Raw genomic sequence first — 24,225 nt, 5'->3', positions numbered from 1 at the left:
GCGTAGGCTGTCACCCCAATACAGGAATTTATAGTCATGTCTCTGACTAACGACCAAATCATCGAAGCAATCGGCGAAAAATCCGTTCTGGAAATCGTTGAGCTGATCAAGGCCATGGAAGAGAAGTTCGGCGTTTCCGCTGCCGCTGCTTCCGCTGGTCCAGCTGCTGTCGCTGCCGTTGTTGAAGAACAAACTGAATTCAACGTCATGCTGCTGGAAGCTGGCGAGAAGAAAGTTAACGTGATCAAGGCAGTACGTGAACTGACCGGTCTGGGCCTGAAAGAAGCCAAGGCTGTAGTTGACGGCGCTCCTGGCGTTGTTCTGGAAGCTGTTTCGAAAGACGCAGCTGACAAAGCAAAAGCCACTCTGGAAGAAGCAGGCGCTAAAGTCGAGCTGAAGTAAGCATCGACTTTGCGTCTCCAGCCCGAGCGTTAAGCGAAAGGCTGATGGCTGGTGGCTCTTGCCACCGGCCTTTTTCCGTTATTGGCAGCCGACTGGGTCGGTGCTGATAACGAGCTGTAACCACCCGATGCGGTGGCGCAAACCATGGGGTTTGCACGATTTTCTGGCTGCTCCCGTCGGGAGGGGCCAAACAAGCAGGTGACCAAGCTGGGGAACGCTGATGGCTTACTCATATACTGAGAAAAAACGTATCCGCAAGGACTTTAGCAAGTTGCCGGACGTCATGGATGTGCCGTACCTCCTGGCCATCCAGCTGGATTCGTATCGTGAATTCTTGCAAGCGGGAGCGACTAAAGATCAGTTCCGCGACGTGGGCCTGCATGCGGCCTTCAAATCCGTTTTCCCGATCATCAGCTACTCCGGCAATGCTGCGCTGGAGTACGTCGGTTATCGCCTGGGCGAACCGGCATTTGATGTCAAAGAATGCGTATTGCGCGGTGTAACTTACGCCGTACCTTTGCGGGTAAAAGTGCGCCTGATCATTTTCGACAAAGAATCGTCGAACAAAGCGATCAAGGACATCAAAGAGCAAGAAGTCTACATGGGTGAAATCCCCCTGATGACTGAGAACGGTACCTTTGTAATCAACGGTACCGAGCGTGTAATCGTTTCCCAGCTGCACCGTTCCCCGGGCGTGTTCTTCGACCACGACCGTGGCAAGACGCACAGCTCCGGCAAACTGTTGTACTCGGCGCGTATCATTCCTTACCGCGGTTCGTGGCTGGACTTCGAGTTCGACCCGAAAGACTGCGTTTTCGTGCGTATCGACCGTCGTCGCAAGCTGCCTGCATCGGTACTGCTGCGCGCGCTCGGCTATACCACTGAAGAAGTGCTCGACGCGTTCTACACCACCAACGTTTTCCACCTGAGCGGCGAAACCCTCAGTCTGGAACTGATTGCTTCGCGTCTGCGTGGTGAAATCGCTGTACTTGATATTCAGGACGAGAAGGGCAAGGTCATCGTTGAGGCTGGTCGCCGTATTACTGCGCGCCACATCAACCAGATCGAAAAAGCCGGTCTCAAGACCCTGGAAGTGCCTCTGGACTACGTCCTGGGTCGCACTACCGCCAAGGCCATCGTGCATCCGGCAACCGGCGAAATCCTGGCAGAGTGCAACACCGAGCTGAACACCGAGATCCTGGCTAAAATCGCCAAGTCCCAGGTTGTTCGCATCGAAACTCTGTACACCAACGATATCGACTGCGGTCCGTTCGTCTCCGACACTCTGAAGATCGACTCCACCAGCAACCAATTGGAAGCGCTGGTCGAGATCTATCGCATGATGCGTCCAGGCGAGCCGCCAACCAAAGACGCTGCCGAAACTCTGTTCAACAACCTGTTCTTCAGTCCTGAGCGCTATGACCTGTCTGCGGTCGGCCGGATGAAGTTCAACCGTCGTATCGGTCGTACCGAGATCGAAGGTTCGGGCGTGTTGTGCAAAGAAGACATCGTTGCGGTGCTGAAGACTCTGGTCGACATCCGTAACGGTAAAGGCATCGTCGATGACATCGACCACCTGGGTAACCGTCGTGTTCGCTGCGTAGGCGAAATGGCCGAGAACCAGTTCCGCGTTGGCCTGGTACGTGTTGAGCGTGCGGTCAAAGAGCGTCTGTCGATGGCTGAAAGCGAAGGCCTGATGCCGCAAGACCTGATCAACGCCAAGCCAGTGGCTGCGGCGGTGAAAGAGTTCTTCGGTTCCAGCCAGCTTTCCCAGTTCATGGACCAGAACAACCCGCTGTCCGAGATCACCCACAAGCGTCGTGTTTCTGCACTCGGCCCTGGCGGTTTGACTCGTGAGCGTGCTGGCTTTGAAGTGCGTGACGTACACCCGACTCACTACGGTCGTGTATGCCCGATTGAAACGCCGGAAGGTCCGAACATCGGTCTGATCAACTCCCTGGCCGCTTATGCGCGCACCAACCAGTACGGCTTCCTCGAAAGCCCGTACCGTGTGGTGAAAGACGCTCTGGTCACCGACGAGATCGTGTTCCTGTCCGCCATCGAAGAAGCTGATCACGTGATCGCTCAGGCTTCGGCGACGATGAACGACAAGAAAATGCTGATCGACGAGCTGGTAGCTGTTCGTCACTTGAACGAGTTCACCGTTAAGGCGCCGGAAGACGTCACCTTGATGGACGTTTCGCCGAAGCAGGTAGTTTCGGTTGCAGCGTCGCTGATCCCGTTCCTCGAGCACGATGACGCCAACCGTGCGTTGATGGGTTCGAACATGCAGCGTCAAGCTGTACCAACCCTGCGCGCTGACAAGCCGCTGGTCGGTACTGGCATGGAGCGTAACGTAGCTCGTGACTCCGGCGTTTGCGTCGTGGCTCGTCGTGGTGGCGTTATCGATTCCGTCGACGCCAGCCGTATCGTGGTTCGTGTTGCTGATGATGAAGTTGAAACCGGTGAAGCTGGTGTCGACATCTACAACCTGACCAAATACACCCGCTCCAACCAGAACACCTGCATCAACCAGCGTCCGCTGGTGCGTAAAGGTGATCGGGTTCAGCGTAGCGACATCATGGCTGACGGCCCGTCCACCGACATGGGTGAGCTGGCGCTGGGTCAGAACATGCGCATCGCGTTCATGGCCTGGAACGGTTACAACTTCGAAGACTCCATCTGCCTGTCGGAACGAGTTGTTCAAGAAGACCGCTTTACCACGATCCACATTCAGGAACTGACCTGTGTGGCACGTGACACCAAGCTTGGGCCAGAGGAAATCACTGCGGACATCCCGAACGTGGGTGAAGCTGCACTGAACAAGCTGGACGAAGCCGGTATCGTTTACGTAGGTGCTGAAGTTGGCGCAGGCGACATCCTGGTAGGCAAGGTCACTCCGAAAGGCGAGACCCAACTGACTCCGGAAGAAAAACTGCTGCGTGCCATCTTCGGTGAAAAAGCCAGCGACGTTAAAGACACCTCCCTGCGCGTGCCTACCGGCACCAAGGGTACTGTCATCGACGTACAGGTCTTCACCCGCGACGGCGTTGAGCGTGATGCTCGTGCACTGTCGATCGAGAAGACTCAACTCGACGAGATCCGCAAGGATCTGAACGAAGAGTTCCGTATCGTTGAAGGCGCCACTTTCGAACGTCTGCGTTCCGCTCTGGTCGGCCACAAAGCCGAAGGCGGCGCTGGTCTGAAGAAAGGTCAGGACATCACCGACGAAATTCTCGACGGTCTTGAGCATGGTCAGTGGTTCAAACTGCGCATGGCTGAAGATGCTCTGAACGAGCAGCTCGAGAAGGCTCAGGCCTACATCGTTGATCGCCGCCGTCTGCTGGACGACAAGTTCGAAGACAAGAAGCGCAAACTGCAGCAGGGCGATGACCTGGCTCCAGGCGTGCTGAAAATCGTCAAGGTTTACCTGGCAATCCGTCGCCGCATCCAGCCGGGCGACAAGATGGCCGGTCGTCACGGTAACAAAGGTGTGGTCTCCGTGATCATGCCGGTTGAAGACATGCCGCACGATGCCAATGGCACCCCGGTCGACGTCGTCCTCAACCCGTTGGGCGTACCTTCGCGTATGAACGTTGGTCAGATCCTTGAAACCCACCTGGGCCTCGCGGCCAAAGGTCTGGGCGAGAAGATCAACCGGATGATCGAAGAGCAGCGCAAAGTCGCTGAGCTTCGTAAATTCCTCGACGAGATCTACAACCAGATCGGCGGTCGTAACGAAGATCTGGATAGCTTCTCCGACCAGGAAATCCTGGACCTGGCGAAGAACCTGCGTGGCGGCGTTCCAATGGCCACTCCAGTGTTCGACGGCGCCAAGGAAAGCGAAATCAAGGCCATGCTGAAACTGGCAGACCTGCCAGAAAGCGGCCAGATGCAGCTGACCGACGGCCGTACCGGCAACAAGTTCGAGCGCCCGGTTACTGTTGGCTACATGTACATGCTGAAGCTGAACCACTTGGTAGACGACAAGATGCACGCTCGTTCTACCGGTTCGTACAGCCTGGTTACCCAGCAGCCGCTGGGTGGTAAGGCGCAGTTCGGTGGTCAGCGTTTCGGGGAGATGGAGGTCTGGGCACTGGAAGCATACGGTGCTGCTTACACTCTGCAAGAAATGCTCACAGTGAAGTCGGACGATGTGAACGGCCGTACCAAGATGTACAAAAACATCGTGGATGGCGATCACCGTATGGAGCCGGGCATGCCCGAGTCTTTCAACGTGTTGATCAAGGAAATTCGTTCCCTCGGCATCGATATCGATCTGGAAACCGAATAACACGTGACGCGAATCGAGAGCGGGGCAGGATTGCCCGCTCTCTGCTCCGCCAGGAGGAAAGGCCTTGAAAGACCTACTGAATTTGCTGAAAAACCAGGGTCAAGTCGAAGAGTTCGACGCCATCCGTATTGGATTGGCATCGCCTGAGATGATCCGTTCGTGGTCGTTCGGTGAAGTTAAAAAGCCGGAAACCATCAACTACCGTACGTTCAAACCTGAGCGTGACGGCCTGTTCTGCGCCAAGATCTTTGGCCCGGTAAAGGATTACGAGTGCCTGTGCGGTAAGTACAAGCGCTTGAAGCACCGCGGTGTGATCTGCGAGAAGTGCGGCGTTGAAGTCGCGCTGGCCAAAGTTCGTCGTGAGCGCATGGCGCACATTGAACTGGCTTCCCCGGTTGCCCACATCTGGTTCCTGAAGTCGCTGCCGTCGCGTATCGGCTTGCTGATGGACATGACCCTGCGTGATATCGAACGCGTTCTCTACTTCGAGAGCTATGTCGTTATCGATCCAGGCATGACCACCCTTGAAAAAGGTCAGCTGCTCAATGATGAGCAGTACTTCGAAGCGCTGGAAGAGTTCGGCGACGATTTCGATGCCCGCATGGGTGCCGAAGCTGTCCGTGAGCTGCTGCACGCTATCGACCTGGAGCACGAGATTGGCCGCCTGCGTGAAGAAATTCCGCAAACCAACTCCGAAACCAAAATCAAGAAGCTGTCCAAGCGTCTGAAGTTGATGGAAGCCTTCCAGGGTTCCGGCAACCTTCCAGAATGGATGGTGCTGACCGTTCTGCCGGTTCTGCCGCCAGATCTGCGTCCACTGGTCCCGCTGGATGGCGGTCGTTTCGCGACTTCCGACCTCAACGATCTGTATCGTCGAGTGATCAACCGTAACAACCGTTTGAAGCGTCTGCTCGATCTGTCCGCTCCGGACATCATCGTGCGCAACGAAAAGCGTATGTTGCAGGAAGCCGTCGATGCACTGCTCGACAACGGTCGTCGTGGCCGCGCTATCACTGGTTCCAACAAGCGTCCTCTGAAATCCCTGGCTGACATGATCAAGGGTAAGCAGGGTCGTTTCCGTCAGAACTTGCTCGGTAAGCGTGTTGACTACTCCGGTCGTTCGGTAATTACCGTGGGTCCGACCCTGCGTCTGCACCAGTGCGGTCTGCCGAAGAAGATGGCTCTCGAGCTGTTCAAGCCGTTCATTTTCGGCAAGCTGGAAATGCGTGGTCTCGCTACCACCATCAAAGCTGCCAAGAAGATGGTCGAGCGCGAGCTGCCAGAGGTTTGGGACGTTCTCGCTGAAGTGATTCGCGAACACCCGGTTCTCCTCAACCGTGCACCGACCCTTCACCGTCTGGGTATCCAGGCGTTTGAACCGGTACTGATCGAAGGTAAGGCTATCCAGCTGCACCCTCTGGTCTGTGCTGCGTACAACGCCGACTTCGACGGCGACCAAATGGCCGTGCACGTACCGCTGACACTGGAAGCCCAGTTGGAAGCGCGTGCGTTGATGATGTCGACCAACAACATTCTGTCGCCAGCCAACGGTGAGCCAATCATCGTTCCGTCGCAGGACGTTGTATTGGGTCTGTACTACATGACTCGTGAAGCGATCAACGCCAAGGGCGAAGGTCGTGTGTTCGCGGATCTGCAAGAAGTTGACCGTGTGTTCCGTGCCGGCGAAGCCGCACTGCACGCCAAGGTCAAAGTGCGGATCAACGAAACCGTCAACGATCGTGATGGTGGCAGCGTCAAGAACACCCGTATCGTCGACACCACTGTCGGCCGTGCGCTGTTGTTCCAGGTTGTTCCACCTGGCCTGTCGTACGACGTCGTCAACCAGCCGATGAAGAAAAAGGCGATCTCCAAGCTGATCAACCAGTGCTACCGCGTGGTTGGTTTGAAAGAGACCGTGATCTTCGCTGACCAGTTGATGTACACCGGTTTTGCCTATTCGACCATTTCCGGCGTTTCCATCGGTGTTAACGACTTCGTTATCCCGGATGAAAAAGCCCGCATCATCGGTGCTGCTACCGACGAAGTGAAAGAGATCGAAAGTCAGTACGCCTCCGGCCTGGTAACCCAGGGCGAGAAGTACAACAAAGTGATCGACCTTTGGTCCAAGGCGAACGACGAAGTTTCCAAGGCGATGATGGCCAACCTCTCGAAAGAGAAAGTCATCGACCGTCATGGCGTCGAAGTCGACCAGGAATCCTTCAACTCGATGTACATGATGGCCGACTCGGGCGCACGGGGTTCTGCTGCGCAGATCCGTCAGCTCGCCGGTATGCGTGGCCTGATGGCCAAGCCGGACGGTTCCATCATTGAAACGCCGATTACTGCGAACTTCCGTGAAGGTTTGAGCGTACTTCAGTACTTCATCTCCACTCACGGTGCTCGTAAAGGTTTGGCGGATACCGCGTTGAAAACTGCGAACTCCGGTTACCTGACTCGTCGTCTGGTAGACGTGGCGCAGGATCTGGTTGTGACCGAGATCGATTGCGGCACCGAACATGGTTTGGTAATGACTCCGCACATTGAAGGCGGTGACGTTGTTGAGCCGCTGGGTGAGCGCGTATTGGGTCGTGTTATTGCCCGTGACGTGTTCAAGCCAGGTACCGAAGAAATCATCGTTCCTGCCGGCACGCTGGTAGACGAGAAGTGGGTCGAGTTCATCGAGCTGAACAGCATCGACGAAGTGATCGTGCGTTCGCCGATCAGCTGCGAAACCCGCTACGGCATTTGTGCCAAGTGCTACGGCCGTGACTTGGCTCGTGGTCACCAGGTGAACATCGGTGAAGCGGTCGGCGTTATCGCTGCCCAGTCCATCGGTGAGCCGGGTACCCAGCTGACCATGCGTACGTTCCACATCGGTGGTGCGGCAAGCCGGACCTCCGCAGCCGACAGCGTTCAGGTGAAGAATGGCGGTACCGTCCGTCTGCATAACCTGAAGCATGTTGAGCGAGTGGATGGTTGCCTGGTTGCTGTGTCCCGTTCCGGTGAGCTGGCGATCGCTGATGACTTCGGTCGTGAGCGCGAGCGTTACAAGCTGCCGTACGGTGCTGTGATTTCGGTTAAAGAAGGTGACAAGGTCGACGCTGGCGCAATCGTGGCCAAGTGGGATCCGCACACTCACCCAATCGTTACCGAAATGAAAGGTACCGTGACCTACGTGGGCATGGAAGAAGGCATCACGATCAAGCGTCAGACTGACGAATTGACCGGTATGACCAACATTGAAGTACTCGACGCCAAAGACCGTCCAGCTGCCGGTAAAGATATCCGTCCTGCTGTGAAGATGGTTGATGACAACGGCAAGGATCTCTTGCTGCCGGGTACCGACGTAATTGCTCAGTACTTCCTGCCTGCTAACGCTCTGGTCGGTGTAGCGGACGGTGCGAAAATCGCGATCGGTGATGTTATCGCTCGTATTCCGCAAGAGACTTCGAAGACCCGTGACATCACCGGTGGTCTGCCGCGTGTTGCCGACTTGTTCGAAGCCCGTCGTCCGAAAGAAGCCTCGATTCTGGCTGAAGTCAGCGGCACCATCGCGTTCGGTAAAGAGACCAAAGGCAAGCGCCGTCTGGTCATTACCCCGAACGACGGTAGCGATCCGTACGAAGAGCTGATTCCGAAGTGGCGTCACCTGAACGTCTTCGAAGGCGAACAGGTAAATCGCGGCGAAGTTATCTCCGACGGCCCGAGCGATCCACACGACATCCTGCGTCTGCTGGGTGTGAGTGCGCTGGCCAAGTACATCGTGAACGAGATCCAGGACGTTTATCGTCTGCAAGGCGTGAAGATCAACGACAAGCACATCGAGACCATCCTGCGTCAGATGTTGCGTAAAGTTGAAATCGCTGAATCCGGCGATTCCAGTTTCATCAAGGGCGACCAGATGGAATTGACTCACGTACTGGTAGAGAACGAGCGTCTGGCTGGCGACGAGAAATTCGTTTCCAAGTTCACTCGTGTGCTGTTGGGTATCACCAAGGCGTCGTTGTCCACCGAATCGTTCATCTCGGCGGCTTCCTTCCAGGAAACCACTCGCGTACTGACCGAGGCGGCGGTAACCGGCAAGCGCGATTACTTGCGCGGCCTGAAAGAAAACGTGGTCGTGGGTCGTCTGATCCCGGCTGGTACCGGTCTGGCTTATCACAGCGAGCGCAAGCGCCGCCGTGATGCTGACAAACCGTTGCGCGTAAGCGCCAGTGAAGTGGAAGCTGCACTGACCGAAGCGCTGAACTCGAGCGGTAACTGAGTTCTGCGGTAAATGAGCGTAAGGCCCTGGCCATTCCGTTCATCGAATCGAGACAATTTGTCGAGGTTGGATGAGCGGGGAGGTCGGGGCCTTGCCTTGACTGGGGGCAAGATCCTCTTTAGACTCTTGTACCCCTAAATTTGGCGGGAATTCGTTCCTGCCATTTTGCTTTTCTTGCAAGACAATAGCGTCGCAAGACAACAGTGGAGCTAGTAGATGGCAACTATCAACCAGCTGGTACGTCAGCCGCGTAAGCGTATCGTCGAGAAATCCGACGTGCCTGCGCTGCAGAACTGCCCGCAACGTCGTGGCGTATGCACCCGTGTGTATACCACCACGCCGAAAAAACCTAACTCGGCACTGCGTAAAGTATGCCGTGTGCGTCTGACCAACGGTTTCGAGGTTTCCTCGTACATCGGCGGTGAAGGCCACAACCTGCAAGAGCACAGCGTGGTACTGATCCGCGGCGGTCGTGTAAAAGACTTGCCAGGTGTTCGTTACCACACCGTACGCGGTTCTTTGGATACTTCCGGCGTTAAAGGTCGTAACCAGGGTCGCTCGAAGTACGGTACCAAGAAGCCTAAGTAGTAACGGCTTTTTGTAAAAACTGATTTTCTATTTTTCTGAGTCGATAAGAGTAAGGTCGGAGGCGTCCCGAAAGGGCACCGATTCCGAGCGAACCTGAAGACCGTTTGAGGGCTTATCCATGCCAAGAAGACGCGTAGCAGCCAAGCGCGAAGTGCTTGACGATCCAAAATACGGAAGCCAAATCCTGGCCAAGTTCATGAACCACGTAATGGAAAGCGGCAAGAAAGCCGTTGCCGAGCGTATCGTTTATGGCGCGCTGGAGAAGGTTAAAGAACGCAAGAACAGCGACCCCCTGGAAATCTTCGAGAAAGCTCTCGACGCCATCGCTCCGCTGGTCGAAGTAAAGTCGCGCCGTGTAGGCGGTGCTACTTACCAGGTTCCGGTTGAAGTTCGTCCGTCCCGTCGTAACGCCCTGGCAATGCGCTGGTTGGTAGACTTCGCCCGCAAGCGCGGCGAGAAGTCTATGGCTCTGCGTTTGGCTGGCGAACTGTTGGACGCTGCCGAAGGTAAAGGTGCTGCAGTTAAGAAGCGTGAAGACGTGCACCGTATGGCTGAAGCTAACAAAGCTTTCTCGCACTACCGCTTCTAATTTTAGCGTCACTAATTTTGCGAGGGCTTTATGGCTCGTACTACACCGATTAACCGCTACCGTAACATTGGTATCGTTGCTCACGTGGATGCTGGTAAAACCACCACCACCGAGCGCGTCCTTTTTTACACTGGCAAAAGTCACAAAATGGGCGAGGTGCATGACGGCGCCGCGACCACAGACTGGATGGTGCAGGAGCAGGAGCGTGGTATTACCATTACTTCTGCTGCTATTACCGCTTTCTGGCAGGGTTCCGAGAAGCAGCACAAGGACCAATACCGCTTCAACGTTATTGATACCCCGGGCCACGTTGACTTCACTATTGAAGTTGAGCGTTCCCTGCGTGTACTCGATGGCGCGGTCGTTGTGTTCTGCGGTACCTCGGGTGTTGAGCCTCAGTCGGAAACCGTATGGCGTCAAGCCAACAAATACGGCGTTCCACGTCTTGTTTATGTAAACAAGATGGACCGTGCTGGTGCAAACTTCCTGCGCGTGATCGGTCAGATCAAGCAGCGTCTGGGTCACACTCCGGTGCCAATTCAGTTGGCTATCGGTTCCGAAGATAACTTCCAGGGTCAGATCGATCTGATCGCCATGGAAGCTGTTTACTGGAATGACTCTGACAAAGGCATGGTTCCAGTTCGCAAGCCAATCCCTGCTGAGTTGCAGGAACTGGCTGACGAATGGCGCGGCAACATGGTTGAGGCTGCGGCCGAAGCCAGCGAAGAGCTGATGAACAAGTATCTCGAAGGTGAAGAACTCACCAACGTGGAAATCAAGGCCGCTCTGCGTCAGCGTACTATCGCTGGTGAGATCGTTCTGGCTGTTTGTGGTTCTTCCTTCAAGAACAAGGGTGTTCCCCTGGTTCTCGACGCCGTTATCGACTACCTGCCGGCTCCTACCGACATTCCTGCCATCAAGGGTACTGACCCGGATGACGAGACCAAGGAAATGGAGCGTCACGCAGACGACAGCGAGCCGTTCTCGGCTCTGGCGTTCAAGATCGCTACCGACCCATTCGTGGGTACCTTGACCTTCGTTCGAGTTTACTCGGGCGTGTTGGCCTCCGGCGACGGCGTGATCAACTCGGTTAAAGGCAAGAAAGAGCGCGTGGGTCGTATGGTGCAAATGCACGCAAACGCCCGTGAAGAAATCAAGGAAGTACGCGCTGGTGACATCGCGGCCTTGATCGGCATGAAGGACGTCACCACTGGCGAAACTTTGTGCAACGCTGACAAGCCAATCATCCTGGTTCGCATGGACTTCCCGGAGCCGGTTATTTCGGTTGCCGTAGAGCCTAAGACCAAGGACGACCAGGAAAAAATGGGTATCGCTCTGGGCAAACTTGCTCAGGAAGACCCGTCTTTCCGCGTCAAGACTGATGAAGAGACTGGTCAAACGATCATCTCCGGCATGGGCGAGTTGCACCTGGACATCCTGGTTGACCGGATGCGCCGTGAGTTCAACGTCGAAGCCAACATCGGTAAGCCTCAAGTTTCGTACCGTGAGCGCATCACGAAGAGCTGCGAAATTGAAGGCAAGTTCGTTCGCCAGTCCGGCGGTCGTGGCCAGTTCGGTCACTGCTGGATTCGTTTTGCTCCTGCTGACGAAGGTCAGGAAGGTCTGCAATTCCTGAACGAAGTAGTGGGTGGTGTGGTTCCTAAGGAATACATCCCGGCTATCCAGAAGGGTATCGAAGAGCAGATGAAGAACGGCGTTGTAGCCGGCTATCCGCTGATCGGCCTGAAGGCTACCGTGTTTGATGGTTCCTACCACGACGTCGACTCCAACGAGATGGCGTTTAAGGTGGCTGCTTCCATGGCGACCAAGCAACTGGCCCAGAAGGGCGGTGGTGAGTTGCTTGAGCCGATCATGGCGGTAGAGGTTGTTACGCCTGAAGACTATATGGGTGACGTGATGGGCGACCTTAACCGTCGTCGCGGCATGATCCTGGGTATGGAAGACACGGTCTCCGGCAAAGTGATTCGCGCCGAAGTTCCGCTGGGTGAGATGTTCGGTTACGCAACCGACGTACGCTCCATGTCCCAAGGTCGCGCAAGCTACTCTATGGAATTCAAAAAATACAATACGGCTCCGTCGCACATCGTCGAAACCGTAACCAAAAAACAAGGCTGATTCAGCCCCTTTAGGCTAGGAGTTAATTGTCGTGGCTAAAGAAAAATTTGACCGTACCCTCCCGCACGTCAACGTTGGCACCATCGGTCACGTCGACCACGGTAAAACCACGCTGACCGCTGCTCTGACTCGTGTCTGCTCCGAAGTTTTCGGTTCGGCTGTTGTTGCTTTCGATAAAATCGACAGCGCTCCAGAAGAGAAGGCTCGTGGTATCACCATCAACACCGCGCACGTTGAATACAACTCGCTGATCCGTCACTACGCTCACGTTGACTGCCCAGGTCACGCTGACTATGTGAAGAACATGATCACCGGTGCTGCTCAGATGGACGGCGCGATCCTGGTTTGCTCGGCCGCTGATGGTCCGATGCCACAAACCCGTGAGCACATCCTGCTGTCTCGTCAGGTTGGCGTTCCGTACATCGTTGTCTTCCTGAACAAGGCTGACATGGTTGACGACGCTGAGCTGCTGGAACTGGTTGAGATGGAAGTGCGCGATCTGCTGAGCACTTACGACTTCCCAGGTGACGACACTCCGATCATCATCGGTTCGGCTCTGATGGCTCTGAACGGCCAAGACGACAACGAAATGGGCACCACTGCCGTTCGTAAACTGGTTGAGACTCTGGACAGCTACATTCCAGATCCAGTCCGTGTTATCGACAAGCCGTTCCTGATGCCAATCGAAGACGTATTCTCGATCTCCGGTCGCGGTACTGTTGTAACTGGCCGTATCGAGCGCGGTATCGTCAAAGTTCAGGATCCACTGGAAATCGTTGGTCTGCGTGACACTACCGTCACCACCTGCACCGGTGTTGAAATGTTCCGTAAGCTGCTCGACGAAGGTCGTGCTGGCGAGAACTGCGGCGTGCTGCTGCGCGGCACCAAGCGTGACGACGTTGAGCGTGGCCAGGTTCTGGTCAAGCCAGGTTCGGTTAAGCCGCACACTACCTTCGAAGCCGAAGTGTACGTGTTGAGCAAAGAAGAAGGCGGTCGCCACACTCCGTTCTTCAAAGGCTACCGTCCACAGTTCTACTTCCGGACCACTGACGTGACCGGTAACTGCGAACTGCCGGAAGGCGTTGAAATGGTAATGCCAGGCGACAACATCAAAATGGTTGTCACCCTGATCAAAACCATCGCAATGGAAGATGGTCTGCGTTTCGCTATTCGTGAAGGCGGTCGTACCGTCGGCGCTGGCGTCGTAGCCAAAATCATCGCTTAATAAGTGATGACTTGAAAAAGCCCCCGCCTAGCGGGGGCTTTTTTATTGGGTTGACACTGTAGTAGCCCGTCTATAGAATTGCGCCTCCTTTTAACGGGCGTATTGCGCTCGGTGGGAATAGCAGCCGGAGTCTGAAATCCAATGCAAAATCAGCAAATCCGTATCAGGTTGAAGGCTTTTGACCATCGCCTGATCGACCAATCCACCCAGGAAATCGTGGAAACCGCGAAACGTACTGGTGCTCAAGTGCGTGGTCCAATTCCACTGCCTACCCGTAAAGAGCGGTTCACCGTTCTGGTCTCCCCGCACGTCAACAAAGACGCGCGCGACCAGTATGAGATCCGTACTCATAAGCGCGTTCTGGACATCGTCCAGCCAACGGATAAAACCGTTGATGCTCTTATGAAGCTTGATCTTGCGGCCGGTGTGGAAGTGCAGATCAGCCTCGGCTAAGACTCGGTCTTAGTCGTGTAACGCTCTGAAATGGGCGGCCATAGCGGGTGAAAGCCCCGTACACTCATGAGGTTTACAACATGACTATTGGTGTAGTCGGTCGTAAATGCGGTATGACCCGTATTTTCACCGAAGAAGGTGTCTCCATTCCGGTCACGGTCATTGAGATCGAACCGAATCGCGTCACCCAGTTCAAAACTGAAGAGACCGATGGCTATCGTGCAGTGCAAGTCACTGTAGGCGAGCGTCGTGCTTCGCGTGTTACAGCTGCTCAAGCTGGCCACTTCGCTAAAGCGAACGTTGCCGCTGGTCGTACCGTAATGGAATTCCGTCTTGAAGAAGGCGAGTACCAGGCCGGCGATCTGATCAACGCTGAAATCTTCGCTGCTGGTCAACTGGTTGATGTAACCGGTCAGTCCAAAGGTAAAGGCTTCCAGGGTACGATCAAGCGTTGGAATTTCCGCGGGCAAGATAATACCCACGGTAACTCCGTATCCCACCGCGTTCCAGGCTCTATCGGCCAGTGCCAGACTCCTGGTCGTGTATTCAAGGGCAAAAAAATGTCCGGTCATATGGGCGCTGAGCGCGTGACCGTGCAGTCCCTCGAAGTAGTGCGCGTGGACGCTGAACGCAATCTGTTGTTGGTCAAGGGCGCTGTTCCTGGCGCTACTGGCGGCAACTTGGTTGTACGTCCAGCAGCCAAGGCTCGCGGTTAAGGGGAAGCTGACATGCAATTAAATGTAAATGACGCTCAAGCGATCGAAGTTTCCGAACTGACATTTGGCGGCGAATTCAACGAGACGCTGGTTCACCAAGCAGTCGTGGCCTACATGGCCGGCGGCCGTCAAGGTAGCAAGCAGCAAAAGACCCGTTCCGACGTTCGTGGTGGCGGTAAGCGCCCATGGCGTCAGAAAGGTACTGGCCGTGCTCGTGCCGGTACTATCCGTAGCCCAATCTGGCGTGGCGGCGGTACCACTTTCGCAGCTCGTCCTCAGGATCACACCCAGAAGCTGAACAAGAAGATGTATCGCGCAGCAATGCGTTCCATCCTTGCTGAGCTGGTGCGTACTGATCGTCTGGTTGTGGTTCAGGACTTCGCTGTTGATGCACCGAAGACCAAAGATCTGCTGAACAAACTGACCGGCATGGGCCTGACTGACGTCTTGATCGTGTCTGAAGTGGTTGATCAGAACCTGTACCTGGCTGCTCGTAACCTGCCACACGTTGATGTACGTGACGTGCAAGGTTCCGATCCAGTTAGTCTGATCGCATACGACAAGGTGTTGATCACCGTGTCGGCCGTGAAGAAATTCGAGGAGCTGCTGGGATGAACCAGGAACGCGTATTTAAAGTTCTGCTTGGCCCGCACGTTTCCGAGAAGGCTACGGTTCTGGCTGACAAGAAAGGCCAGTTCGTTTTCAAGGTTGCAACTGACGCAACCAAGCTGGAAATCAAGAAGGCCGTCGAAAGCCTGTTCAGCGTGAAAGTAGAGCGTGTTACTACCCTGAATGTTCTGGGTAAGAGCAAGCGCACTGCTCGCGGTCTGGGCAAGCGTAATGACTGGAAGAAGGCAGTTATCTCCCTTCAGCCAGGCCAAGATCTCGATTTCAGCAGCAGTGCTGAGTAAGGAAGGGGTGCATCATGGCAATCGTTAAATGCAAACCGACTTCCCCTGGCCGCCGTTTTGTGGTCAAGGTGGTCAACCAGGAGCTGCATAAAGGCGCTCCTCACGCACCGCTGCTCGAGAAAAAATCGAAGACTGGTGGTCGTAACAACAATGGTCGCATTACCACTCGTCACATCGGTGGTGGCCATAAGCAGCATTATCGTCTGGTCGATTTCCGTCGCAACGACAAAGATGGCATCTCTGCCACTGTCGAGCGTATTGAATACGATCCAAACCGTACTGCTCACATCGCTCTGCTGCTGTACGCAGATGGCGAGCGTCGCTACATCATCGCCCCTAAAGGCGTGAGTGCTGGCGACCAGCTGATCGCAGGTGCTCTGGCGCCGATCAAGCCGGGCAACGCTCTGCAACTGCGTAACATTCCAGTTGGTAGCACCGTACACGGCATCGAATTGAAGCCAGGTAAAGGCGCGCAAATCGCTCGTTCCGCTGGTGCTTCGGCTCAGCTGATCGCTCGTGAAGGTGTCTACGTGACCCTGCGTCTGCGTTCTGGTGAGATGCGTAAAGTGCTGGCTGAATGCCGCGCGACCTTGGGCGAAGTCTCGAACTCCGAGCACAGCCTGCGTTCGCTGGGTAAAGCTGGTGCCAAACGCTGGCGTGGCGTTCGCCCAACCGTTCGTGGTGTTGCCATGAACCCGGTTGACCACCCACATGGTGGTGGTGAAGGTCGTACCTCTGGTGGTCGTCATCCGGTATCGCCATGGGGCTTCCCGACTAAGGGCGCGAAGACTCGTGGTAATAAGCGTACCGACAAAATGATCGTCCGTCGTCGCAAGTAAATAGAGGGATACGACAGTGCCACGTTCTCTGAAAAAAGGTCCTTTTATTGATCTTCACCTACTGAAGAAGATCGAAGTGGCGGCGGAAAAGAACGATCGCAAACCAGTTAAGACCTGGTCGCGTCGTTCGATGATCCTGCCACAAATGGTCGGTTTGACCATTGCAGTGCATAACGGTCGTCAACATGTTCCAGTTCTCGTGAACGAAGACATGGTCGGCCACAAACTGGGCGAGTTTGCCGGTACCCGCACATATCGTGGGCACGTGGCAGACAAGAAAGCCAAGCGTTAAGGGGTAAGGAACGATGGAAGTAGCCGCTAAGTTGTCGGGCGCTCGAATCTCCGCCCAGAAAGCCCGCTTGGTCGCCGACCAGATCCGCGGGAAGAAGGTGGGCGAAGCGCTCAACCTGTTGGCTTTCAGCAGTAAGAAAGCCGCCGAGATCATGAAAAAAGTGCTGGAGTCGGCCGTAGCCAACGCCGAGCATAACGAAGGCGCAGACGTTGATGACCTTAAAGTCAGCACCGTTTTCGTCAACGAAGGGCGTTCGCTGAAGCGAATCATGCCACGTGCCAAAGGCCGTGCTGATCGCATCGTCAAGCGGTCTTGCCATATCACTGTCAAGGTTGCTGACAAGTAACGGAGTCGAAGAGATGGGTCAGAAAGTACATCCCATTGGCATTCGCCTGGGAATCGTCAAGGAGCACACCTCCGTCTGGTACGCAGACGGTCGGACTTATGCGGACTATTTGTTCGCTGATCTGAAGGTGCGCGAGTATCTCCAAGACAAACTAAAAAGCGCGTCCGTAAGCCGTATCGATATCCATCGTCCGGCTCAGACTGCACGTATCACCATCCACACCGCTCGTCCAGGTATCGTTATCGGGAAGAAAGGTGAAGATGTTGAGAAACTGCGTCAGGACCTGACCAAGCAAATGGGTGTGCCTGTGCACATCAATATCGAAGAGATCCGCAAGCCGGAGCTCGACGGTATGCTGGTTGCGCAGAGCGTAGCTCAGCAGCTGGAGCGTCGTGTAATGTTCCGTCGCGCTATGAAGCGCGCTGTTCAGAACGCCATGCGCATTGGTGCCAAAGGCATCAAAATCCAAGTGAGCGGTCGTCTCGGCGGTGCTGAAATCGCACGTACTGAATGGTATCGCGAAGGTCGTGTGCCACTGCACACCCTGCGTGCCGACATCGACTATGCCAACTACGAAGCTCACACCACTTACGGTGTGATCGGTGTAAAGGTTTGGATCTTCAAAGGCGAAGTAATTGGTGGTCGCCAAGAAGAACTGAAACCACAAGCACCAGCGCCTCGTAAAAAAGCTGCTAAGTAAGGGGTACGCCAAATGTTGCAACCAAAGCGTACGAAGTTCCGCAAGCAGATGACAGGCCACAACCGTGGTCTGGCACAGCGCGGTAGCAAAGTCAGCTTCGGCGAGTTCGCGCTGAAGTCTGTAGCTCGTGGTCGTCTCACCGCTCGTCAGATCGAGTCAGCGCGTCGTGCTCTGACCCGTCACGTTAAACGTGGCGGCAAGATCTGGATCCGTGTATTCCCGGACAAGCCTATTTCCAAAAAGCCACTCGAAGTTCGGATGGGTAAAGGTAAGGGTAGTGTGGAGTACTGGGTTGCCCAGATTCAGCCAGGCAAAGTCCTGTATGAAATCGAGGGTGTTACTGAAGAGCTGGCGCGTGAGGCTTTTGCCCTGGCTGCTGCAAAGCTGCCGCTCGCCACCGCCTTTGTTAAACGGACGGTGATGTGATGAAAGCGAATGAACTTCGTGAAAAATCCGCACAGCAGCTGAACGAGCAACTGCTCGGCCTGCTGCGCGACCAGTTCAATCTGCGTATGCAGAAAGCAACTGGCCAGTTGGGGCAGTCTCATCTGCTCTCGCAAGTTAAACGTGACATCGCTCGCGTGAAGACTGTGCTTAACCAGCAGGCAGGTAAGTAATCATGGCTGAAGCCGAAAAAACTGTCCGTACGCTGACTGGCCGTGTTGTCAGCGACAAGATGGACAAAACCATCACCGTTCTGATCGAGCGTCGCGTTAAGCACCCGATCTACGGTAAATACGTTAAGCGTTCGACTAAGCTGCACGCGCACGACGAAACCAATCAGTGCCACATCGGCGACAAAGTCACTATTCGTGAAACTCGTCCGCTGGCCAAGACCAAGTCTTGGGCATTGGTTGATGTTCTCGAACGCGCTGTGGAAGTCTAAGGACTAGGGGTCGGAGAAATTATATGATTCAGACTCAATCCATGCTCGATGTGGCCGATAACAGCGGCGCTCGCCGTGTTATGTGCATCAAGGTGCTGGGTGGCTCCCATCGTCGTTACGCTGGTATCGGTGACATCATCAAAGTTACCGTCAAGGAAGCAATTCCTCGCGGTAAAGTGAAAAAAGGCCAAGTGATGACTGCTGTTGTAGTCCGCACTCGTCACGGCGTACGCCGTGCTGATGGCTCCATTATCCGCTTTGATGGCAACGCTGCTGTTCTTCTGAACAACAAGCAAGAGCCGATCGGCACCCGTATCTTTGGGCCAGTGACCCGTGAACTTCGTACTGAGAAGTTCATGAAGATCGTCTCGCTCGCCCCAGAAGTGCTGTAAGGAGATCCGACATGCAAAAGATTCGTCGTGACGACGAGATCATCGTGATCGCCGGCAAAGACAAAGGTAAGCGCGGTAAGGTGCTTAAGGTTCTCGCTAATAACCGTCTGGTTATTGGTGGTCTGAACCTGGTTAAGCGTCATACCAAGCCTAACCCGGCGTCGGGCGTACAAGGCGGTATCGTCGAAAAAGAAGCTCCACTGGACGCTTCTAACGTCGCCATTTTCAACGGCGAAACCAACAAGGCTGACCGCGTTGGTTTCAAAGTAGAAGACGGCAAGAAAATTCGTGTCTTCAAGTCGACCCAAAAAGCGGTTGATGCTTGAACACTGCTAGGTAGAAGACCATGGCACGACTAAAAGAGATTTACTGGAAGGAAATCGCACCGAAGCTTAAGGAAGAACTTAAGCTTTCGAACGTGATGGAAGTTCCACGCGTTACCAAAATCACCCTGAACATGGGTCTGGGCGAAGCGGTCGGTGACAAAAAAGTCATCGAGCACGCTGTTGCCGACCTGGAAAAGATCACCGGCCAGAAAGTCGTTGTGACCTACGCTCGGAAATCCATCGCTGGCTTTAAAGTCCGTGAAGGTTGGCCGATCGGCGTCAAAGTGACCCTGCGCCGTGAGCGTATGTACGAGTTCCTGGATCGTCTGCTGTCGATCTCCCTGCCTCGGGTTCGCGACTTCCGCGGCCTGAATGCCAAGTCCTTCGATGGTCGTGGTAACTACAGCATGGGCGTTAAAGAGCAGATCATCTTCCCGGAAATCGACTACGACAAGATCGATGCTCTCCGCGGTCTGGACATTACCCTGACCACCACTGCCAAGAACGATGATGAAGGTCGCGCCCTGTTGCGTGCTTTCAAATTCCCGTTCCGCAACTGATTGGAGTAGGAAAATGGCCAAGATGAGCATGAAAAACCGCGAGCTGAAGCGTCAGCTCACGGTTGCCAAGTACGCCAAAAAGCGTGCAGCACTGAAAGCTATCATCGTCGATCTGAACGCAAGTCCAGAAGCACGTTGGGAAGCTACAGTCGCTCTGCAGAAGCAGCCACGTGACGCAAGCGCTTCGCGCATGCGTAACCGCTGCCGCCTGACCGGTCGTCCACACGGCGTTTACCGCAAGTTCGGCCTCGGCCGTAACAAACTGCGTGAAGCTGCAATGCGTGGTGACGTACCTGGTCTGGTTAAAGCCAGCTGGTAAGCACTATCAAAGTCTCGGTGTTCGGGATCGCAAGATCCTGACCGCCGGTGACCTTGAACTTGAATCAAGCCCCTTTTGGGGCTTGATTCATTTGTGGGGTGTGTCTAGAATACCCGGCTCGCCTGAGCCCGTGCTTTTTCCGCATGGATGAGCTCGGCGACAAGTAGTAGCCGCAAGGCTAATTTTTTTGTATTAGGAGCGTCTAGCCCATGAGTATGCAGGACCCGTTAGCGGACATGCTAACTCGAATCCGTAATGCCCAGATGGCTGAAAAGTCCGTCGTAAGCATGCCATCTTCTACTTTGAAGGTAGCTGTTGCCAAAGTCCTGAAGGACGAAGGTTACATTGCGGGTTATCAGATCAGCAGCGAAATCAAACCACTGCTGTCCATCGAGCTGAAGTACTTCGAAGGCCGTCCGGTCATCGAGGAAGTGAAGCGCGTTAGCCGTCCAGGCCTGCGTCAGTACAAGTCCGTCGATGATCTGCCAAAAGTTCGTGGCGGTCTCGGTGTGTCTATCGTCTCCACCAACAAAGGTGTGATGACGGATCGTGCTGCGCGCGCTGCCGGTGTCGGCGGCGAAGTTCTTTGCACTGTGTTCTAAGGGGGGATAAGCATGTCACGCGTCGCTAAGAACCCCGTTAAGCTGCCAGCCGGTGTCGAAGTCAAATTCGCAGGCCAACAGCTTTCGGTGAAGGGTGCCAAGGGTACTCTCGAACTGAACATCCATTCGTCCGTTGAGATCGTTGAAGAAGCTGGTGAGCTGCGTTTCGCTGCTCGCAATGGCGATCAACAAACTCGCGCAATGGCTGGTACCACTCGTGCGTTGGTAAACAACATGGTCCAAGGCGTAAGCCAAGGCTTCGAGCGCAAGCTCCAGCTGGTCGGTGTTGGTTACAAAGCGCAAGCAAAAGGCACAGTGCTGAACCTGGCTCTTGGCTTCTCGCACCCAGTGGATTATGAACTGCCGGAAGGCATCACCGCTGAGACTCCTAGCCAGACCGATATCCTGATCAAGGGCATCGATAAGCAGCTGGTAGGTCAAGTGGCCGCCGAGATCCGCGACTTCCGTCCACCAGAGCCGTACAAAGGCAAAGGTGTGCGCTACGCGGACGAAGTCGTCCGTCGTAAAGAAGCCAAGAAGAAGTAGGGCATAGCAAATGACCGACAAAAAAGTTACTCGACTGCGTCGCGCTCGCAAAGCACGCCTGAAAATGCACGAACTCGAAGTCGTGCGTCTCTGCGTGTTCCGCTCGTCGCAGCACATCTACGCCCAGGTCATTTCGGCCGACGGCAACAAAGTCCTGGCATCTGCCTCGACTTTGGATAAAGAACTGCGTGATGGCGCCACTGGCAACATCGACGCGGCCACTAAGGTTGGCCAGCTGGTCGCTACGCGTGCTAAAGCCGCTGGCGTCTCGCAGGTGGCTTTCGACCGCTCTGGCTTCAAGTATCACGGCCGCGTCAAGGCGCTGGCTGATGCTGCTCGTGAAGCTGGGCTGGAGTTCTAAGTTATGTCAAATAACGACCAAAAGCGCGACGAAGGCTACATCGAGAAGCTGGTTCAAGTTAACCGCGTAGCCAAAACCGTTAAAGGCGGCCGTATCTTCACTTTCACCGCGTTGACCGTGGTTGGTGATGGTAAAGGGCGTGTTGGCTTCGGCCGTGGCAAGTCGCGTGAAGTGCCTGCTGCGATCCAGAAGGCAATGGAAGCTGCTCGCCGCAACATGATCCAAGTTGATCTGAACGGCACCACTCTGCAGTACGCAATGAAGTCCGGTCACGGCGCTTCGAAGGTGTACATGCAGCCTGCTTCTGAAGGTACCGGTATCATCGCTGGCGGCGCTATGCGTGCTGTTCTCGAAGTTGCTGGCGTTCAGAACGTTCTGGCCAAGTGCTACGGCTCGACTAACCCGGTAAACGTGGTTCACGCCACTTTCAAAGGTTTGAAAGCTATGCAGTCTCCTGAATCCATTGCCGCCAAGCGTGGCAAAAGCGTCAAGGAGATCTTCTGATCATGGCTACCGTTAAAGTTACGCTGATCAAAAGCATGACCGGCCGCATCCCTAACCACAAACTGTGCGTTAAGGGTCTGGGTCTGCGTCGCATCGGTCACACTGTAGAAGTACTTGATACTCCCGAGAATCGCGGGATGATCAACAAGGCTTACTACATGCTGCGTGTCGAGGGTTAATCGATGAAACTCAATGATCTGAGTCCAGCGCCGGGTTCCCGTCGCGAAAAGCATCGTCCGGGCCGTGGTATCGGTAGTGGTTTGGGTAAGACCGGTGGCCGTGGCCACAAAGGTCAGTCCTCCCGCTCCGGTGGCACCATTGCTCCAGGCTTTGAAGGCGGTCAACAGCCGCTGCATCGTCGCCTGCCGAAGTTCGGTTTCGTTTCCCTGAAGGCCATGGATCGCGCAGAAGTGCGTTTGTCCGAGCTGGCTAAAGTGGAAGGCGACATCGTCACCGTGCAGTCCCTGAAAGATGCCAACGTGATCAACGTCAACGTTCAGCGTGTGAAAATCATGCTGTCCGGCGAAGTTACTCGCGCTGTTACCATCGGAAAGGGAATCGGCGCCACCAAAGGTGCGCGTGCGGCTATCGAAGCAGCTGGCGGCAAGTTCGAGGAATAAATGGCTAAGCAAGGTGCTCTCTCTGCGCTCGGCAAAGGCGGTATGTCTGAACTCTGGGCTCGTCTGCGTTTTCTATTCTTGGCGATTATCGTCTACCGAATAGGCGCACACATCCCGGTTCCAGGTATCAACCCGGACCGACTCGCGGACCTGTTTCGACAGAATGAGGGGACCATTCTTAGCTTGTTCAACATGTTTTCCGGCGGTGCGCTGGAGCGGATGAGCATCTTTGCATTGGGGATCATGCCGTACATCTCGGCATCGATCATCATGCAGCTGATGACCGCCGTCAGCCCACAGCTGGAGCAGTTGAAGAAGGAAGGTGAAGCTGGGCGTCGCAAGATCGCTCAGTACACCCGCTACGGCACTGTCGTCCTCGCTCTCGTTCAGGCTATTGGCATGTCCATTGGTCTGGCAGGGCAGGGCGTTGCGTTCACTGGTGACTTTGGCTTCCATTTCGTCGCGGTATCCACGTTTGTGGCTGGTGCGATGTTCATGATGTGGCTGGGTGAGCAGATTACTGAGCGTGGTGTTGGCAACGGTATCTCGATGTTGATTTTCGCAGGTATCGTCGCCGGTCTTCCGAGAGCGATCGGGCAGTCTTTCGAGTCTGCGCGTCAGGGTGATATCAACATTTTTGCCCTGGTTGCCATCGGTTTGCTGGCAGTAGCGATTATCGGTTTCGTGGTGTTCATTGAGCGTGGTCAGCGTCGTATTGCTGTTCATTACGCCAAGCGTCAGCAAGGCCGTAAGGTCTTTGCTGCGCAGACTAGCCACTTGCCGTTGAAGGTGAACATGGCCGGTGTTATTCCGGCCATTTTCGCGAGCAGCATTTTGCTGTTCCCGGCTTCGTTGGGTACCTGGTTCGGTCAGTCTGAAGGTATGGGCTGGCTGCAGGACATCTCGCAGTCGATCGCTCCTGGTCAGCCGTTGAATATTCTGCTGTTTAGTGCAGGGATTATTTTCTTCTGCTTCTTCTATACGGCGTTGATGTTCAATCCGAAAGACGTAGCGGAAAACCTGAAGAAGTCCGGTGCCTTTATTCCGGGCATCCGTCCAGGTGAGCAGTCTGCGCGCTACATTGATGGCGTTCTGACTCGTTTGACCCTGTTCGGTGCTCTATATATGACGGCCGTGTGTCTGTTGCCCCAGTTCCTGGTGGTTGCGGCAAACGTTCCGTTCTACCTTGGCGGGACCTCGTTGCTGATCGTCGTCGTGGTTGTGATGGACTTCATGTCCCAAGTACAATCGCACCTCGTTTCGCACCAGTACGAATCCCTGATGAAGAAAGCCAACCTGAAGGGTTACGGCAGCGGCATGTTGCGCTGAGTACCCATAAGGTTCGAGGAGTTGG

Annotated in this window: 29 protein-coding genes; all 29 read left to right on the top strand. The window is 55.0% G+C overall.

The features are described from left to right. The first annotated feature begins 36 nt into the window (after window positions 1-36). The 29 genes from rplL to secY all read left to right on the top strand — a co-directional run bounded on the left by rplL (window position 37) and on the right by secY (window position 24,200). Window positions 37-402 (top strand): 50S ribosomal protein L7/L12, encoded by a 366-nt coding sequence (gene rplL / locus BLW70_RS02155; RefSeq protein WP_008145490.1) that lies wholly within the window; start codon window positions 37-39, stop codon window positions 400-402. 220 nt (window positions 403-622) lie between these two features. After that, complete coding sequence (rpoB, locus tag BLW70_RS02150) at window positions 623-4,696, top strand: DNA-directed RNA polymerase subunit beta (RefSeq protein WP_033059467.1); 4,074 nt, start codon at window positions 623-625, stop codon at window positions 4,694-4,696. A 64-nt stretch (window positions 4,697-4,760) separates the two neighbouring features. Continuing rightward, a complete protein-coding gene (gene rpoC, locus BLW70_RS02145) occupies window positions 4,761-8,960 on the top strand; it encodes a DNA-directed RNA polymerase subunit beta' (RefSeq protein ID WP_007896632.1) in 4,200 nt (1,399 codons plus the stop codon). Window positions 8,961-9,176: 216 nt separating this feature from the next. Next, window positions 9,177-9,548: a 30S ribosomal protein S12 gene (gene rpsL, locus BLW70_RS02140; protein ID WP_002555494.1), complete on the top strand. Its 372-nt coding sequence runs from the start codon at window positions 9,177-9,179 to the stop codon at window positions 9,546-9,548. Between the two features lie 118 nt (window positions 9,549-9,666). Beyond that, entirely contained in the window at window positions 9,667-10,137 is a 471-nt protein-coding gene (gene rpsG, locus BLW70_RS02135; protein ID WP_002555493.1) for a 30S ribosomal protein S7, read from the top strand. A gap of 30 nt (window positions 10,138-10,167) precedes the next feature. Continuing rightward, window positions 10,168-12,273: an elongation factor G gene (gene fusA, locus BLW70_RS02130; protein ID WP_074871335.1), complete on the top strand. Its 2,106-nt coding sequence runs from the start codon at window positions 10,168-10,170 to the stop codon at window positions 12,271-12,273. Between the two features lie 31 nt (window positions 12,274-12,304). Beyond that, entirely contained in the window at window positions 12,305-13,498 is a 1,194-nt protein-coding gene (gene tuf, locus BLW70_RS02125) for an elongation factor Tu (RefSeq protein WP_008145495.1), read from the top strand. 141 nt (window positions 13,499-13,639) lie between these two features. Beyond that, complete coding sequence (gene rpsJ, locus BLW70_RS02120) at window positions 13,640-13,951, top strand: 30S ribosomal protein S10 (RefSeq protein WP_003186070.1); 312 nt, start codon at window positions 13,640-13,642, stop codon at window positions 13,949-13,951. Between the two features lie 80 nt (window positions 13,952-14,031). Further along, window positions 14,032-14,667, top strand: a complete 636-nt coding sequence (gene rplC / locus BLW70_RS02115) for a 50S ribosomal protein L3 (protein WP_003186059.1) — start codon at window positions 14,032-14,034, stop codon at window positions 14,665-14,667. 12 nt (window positions 14,668-14,679) lie between these two features. Then, the gene (gene rplD, locus BLW70_RS02110) at window positions 14,680-15,282 is read left to right on the top strand and encodes a 50S ribosomal protein L4 (RefSeq protein ID WP_007896707.1); all 603 of its coding nucleotides are present in this window, start codon (window positions 14,680-14,682) and stop codon (window positions 15,280-15,282) included. Beyond that, window positions 15,279-15,578, top strand: coding sequence for a 50S ribosomal protein L23 (rplW, locus tag BLW70_RS02105; protein ID WP_002555488.1), 300 nt, complete (start codon window positions 15,279-15,281; stop codon window positions 15,576-15,578). Before rplD ends, rplW begins: the two co-directional genes overlap by 4 nt. Window positions 15,579-15,592: 14 nt before the next feature. Further along, on the top strand, window positions 15,593-16,417 hold the full coding sequence (gene rplB / locus BLW70_RS02100) for a 50S ribosomal protein L2 (protein ID WP_003176423.1): 825 nt from the start codon (window positions 15,593-15,595) through the stop codon (window positions 16,415-16,417). A gap of 16 nt (window positions 16,418-16,433) precedes the next feature. Then, window positions 16,434-16,709 carry a 30S ribosomal protein S19 gene (gene rpsS / locus BLW70_RS02095; RefSeq protein WP_002555486.1) on the top strand — a complete coding sequence of 92 codons (276 nt, stop codon included), beginning with the start codon at window positions 16,434-16,436 and terminating at the stop codon, window positions 16,707-16,709. A 13-nt stretch (window positions 16,710-16,722) separates the two neighbouring features. Then, window positions 16,723-17,055: a 50S ribosomal protein L22 gene (rplV, locus tag BLW70_RS02090; RefSeq protein ID WP_003103908.1), complete on the top strand. Its 333-nt coding sequence runs from the start codon at window positions 16,723-16,725 to the stop codon at window positions 17,053-17,055. A gap of 13 nt (window positions 17,056-17,068) precedes the next feature. Further along, on the top strand, window positions 17,069-17,755 hold the full coding sequence (gene rpsC, locus BLW70_RS02085) for a 30S ribosomal protein S3 (RefSeq protein ID WP_003176422.1): 687 nt from the start codon (window positions 17,069-17,071) through the stop codon (window positions 17,753-17,755). Window positions 17,756-17,767: 12 nt separating this feature from the next. After that, window positions 17,768-18,181 (top strand): 50S ribosomal protein L16, encoded by a 414-nt coding sequence (gene rplP / locus BLW70_RS02080; protein ID WP_008145497.1) that lies wholly within the window; start codon window positions 17,768-17,770, stop codon window positions 18,179-18,181. Then, the gene (rpmC, locus tag BLW70_RS02075) at window positions 18,181-18,372 is read left to right on the top strand and encodes a 50S ribosomal protein L29 (RefSeq protein WP_002555481.1); all 192 of its coding nucleotides are present in this window, start codon (window positions 18,181-18,183) and stop codon (window positions 18,370-18,372) included. The genes rplP and rpmC overlap by 1 nt, the downstream gene beginning before the upstream one ends. A 2-nt stretch (window positions 18,373-18,374) precedes the next feature. Continuing rightward, window positions 18,375-18,641 carry a 30S ribosomal protein S17 gene (gene rpsQ, locus BLW70_RS02070; RefSeq protein WP_003176419.1) on the top strand — a complete coding sequence of 89 codons (267 nt, stop codon included), beginning with the start codon at window positions 18,375-18,377 and terminating at the stop codon, window positions 18,639-18,641. Between the two features lie 23 nt (window positions 18,642-18,664). Continuing rightward, the gene (gene rplN, locus BLW70_RS02065; RefSeq protein ID WP_002555479.1) at window positions 18,665-19,033 is read left to right on the top strand and encodes a 50S ribosomal protein L14; all 369 of its coding nucleotides are present in this window, start codon (window positions 18,665-18,667) and stop codon (window positions 19,031-19,033) included. 11 nt (window positions 19,034-19,044) lie between these two features. Beyond that, entirely contained in the window at window positions 19,045-19,359 is a 315-nt protein-coding gene (gene rplX / locus BLW70_RS02060; protein WP_008145498.1) for a 50S ribosomal protein L24, read from the top strand. A 20-nt stretch (window positions 19,360-19,379) separates the two neighbouring features. Continuing rightward, window positions 19,380-19,919, top strand: a complete 540-nt coding sequence (rplE, locus tag BLW70_RS02055) for a 50S ribosomal protein L5 (RefSeq protein WP_003176415.1) — start codon at window positions 19,380-19,382, stop codon at window positions 19,917-19,919. A 13-nt stretch (window positions 19,920-19,932) separates the two neighbouring features. Next, a complete protein-coding gene (rpsN, locus tag BLW70_RS02050) occupies window positions 19,933-20,238 on the top strand; it encodes a 30S ribosomal protein S14 (RefSeq protein ID WP_003176414.1) in 306 nt (101 codons plus the stop codon). A gap of 209 nt (window positions 20,239-20,447) precedes the next feature. Next, the gene (rpsH, locus tag BLW70_RS02045; protein ID WP_003186040.1) at window positions 20,448-20,840 is read left to right on the top strand and encodes a 30S ribosomal protein S8; all 393 of its coding nucleotides are present in this window, start codon (window positions 20,448-20,450) and stop codon (window positions 20,838-20,840) included. Between the two features lie 12 nt (window positions 20,841-20,852). After that, window positions 20,853-21,386 (top strand): 50S ribosomal protein L6, encoded by a 534-nt coding sequence (gene rplF, locus BLW70_RS02040; protein WP_003176412.1) that lies wholly within the window; start codon window positions 20,853-20,855, stop codon window positions 21,384-21,386. 10 nt (window positions 21,387-21,396) lie between these two features. Beyond that, complete coding sequence (gene rplR, locus BLW70_RS02035) at window positions 21,397-21,747, top strand: 50S ribosomal protein L18 (RefSeq protein WP_003186037.1); 351 nt, start codon at window positions 21,397-21,399, stop codon at window positions 21,745-21,747. A gap of 3 nt (window positions 21,748-21,750) precedes the next feature. Beyond that, on the top strand, window positions 21,751-22,251 hold the full coding sequence (gene rpsE / locus BLW70_RS02030; protein WP_007943782.1) for a 30S ribosomal protein S5: 501 nt from the start codon (window positions 21,751-21,753) through the stop codon (window positions 22,249-22,251). Between the two features lie 2 nt (window positions 22,252-22,253). After that, window positions 22,254-22,430, top strand: a complete 177-nt coding sequence (gene rpmD / locus BLW70_RS02025; protein WP_003186033.1) for a 50S ribosomal protein L30 — start codon at window positions 22,254-22,256, stop codon at window positions 22,428-22,430. A gap of 3 nt (window positions 22,431-22,433) precedes the next feature. Next, window positions 22,434-22,871, top strand: coding sequence for a 50S ribosomal protein L15 (gene rplO / locus BLW70_RS02020; protein WP_007896782.1), 438 nt, complete (start codon window positions 22,434-22,436; stop codon window positions 22,869-22,871). Further along, a complete protein-coding gene (gene secY / locus BLW70_RS02015) occupies window positions 22,872-24,200 on the top strand; it encodes a preprotein translocase subunit SecY (protein WP_007896784.1) in 1,329 nt (442 codons plus the stop codon). Window positions 24,201-24,225 lie beyond the last annotated feature (25 nt).

Origin of the sequence: Pseudomonas frederiksbergensis (assembly GCF_900105495.1) — a bacterium.
In the GTDB taxonomy this organism is placed as follows: Bacteria; Pseudomonadota; Gammaproteobacteria; order Pseudomonadales; family Pseudomonadaceae; genus Aquipseudomonas; species Aquipseudomonas frederiksbergensis.
The sequence above is the reverse complement of the archived record's forward strand: the minus strand, read 5'-3'. Positions and strand labels throughout refer to the sequence as shown.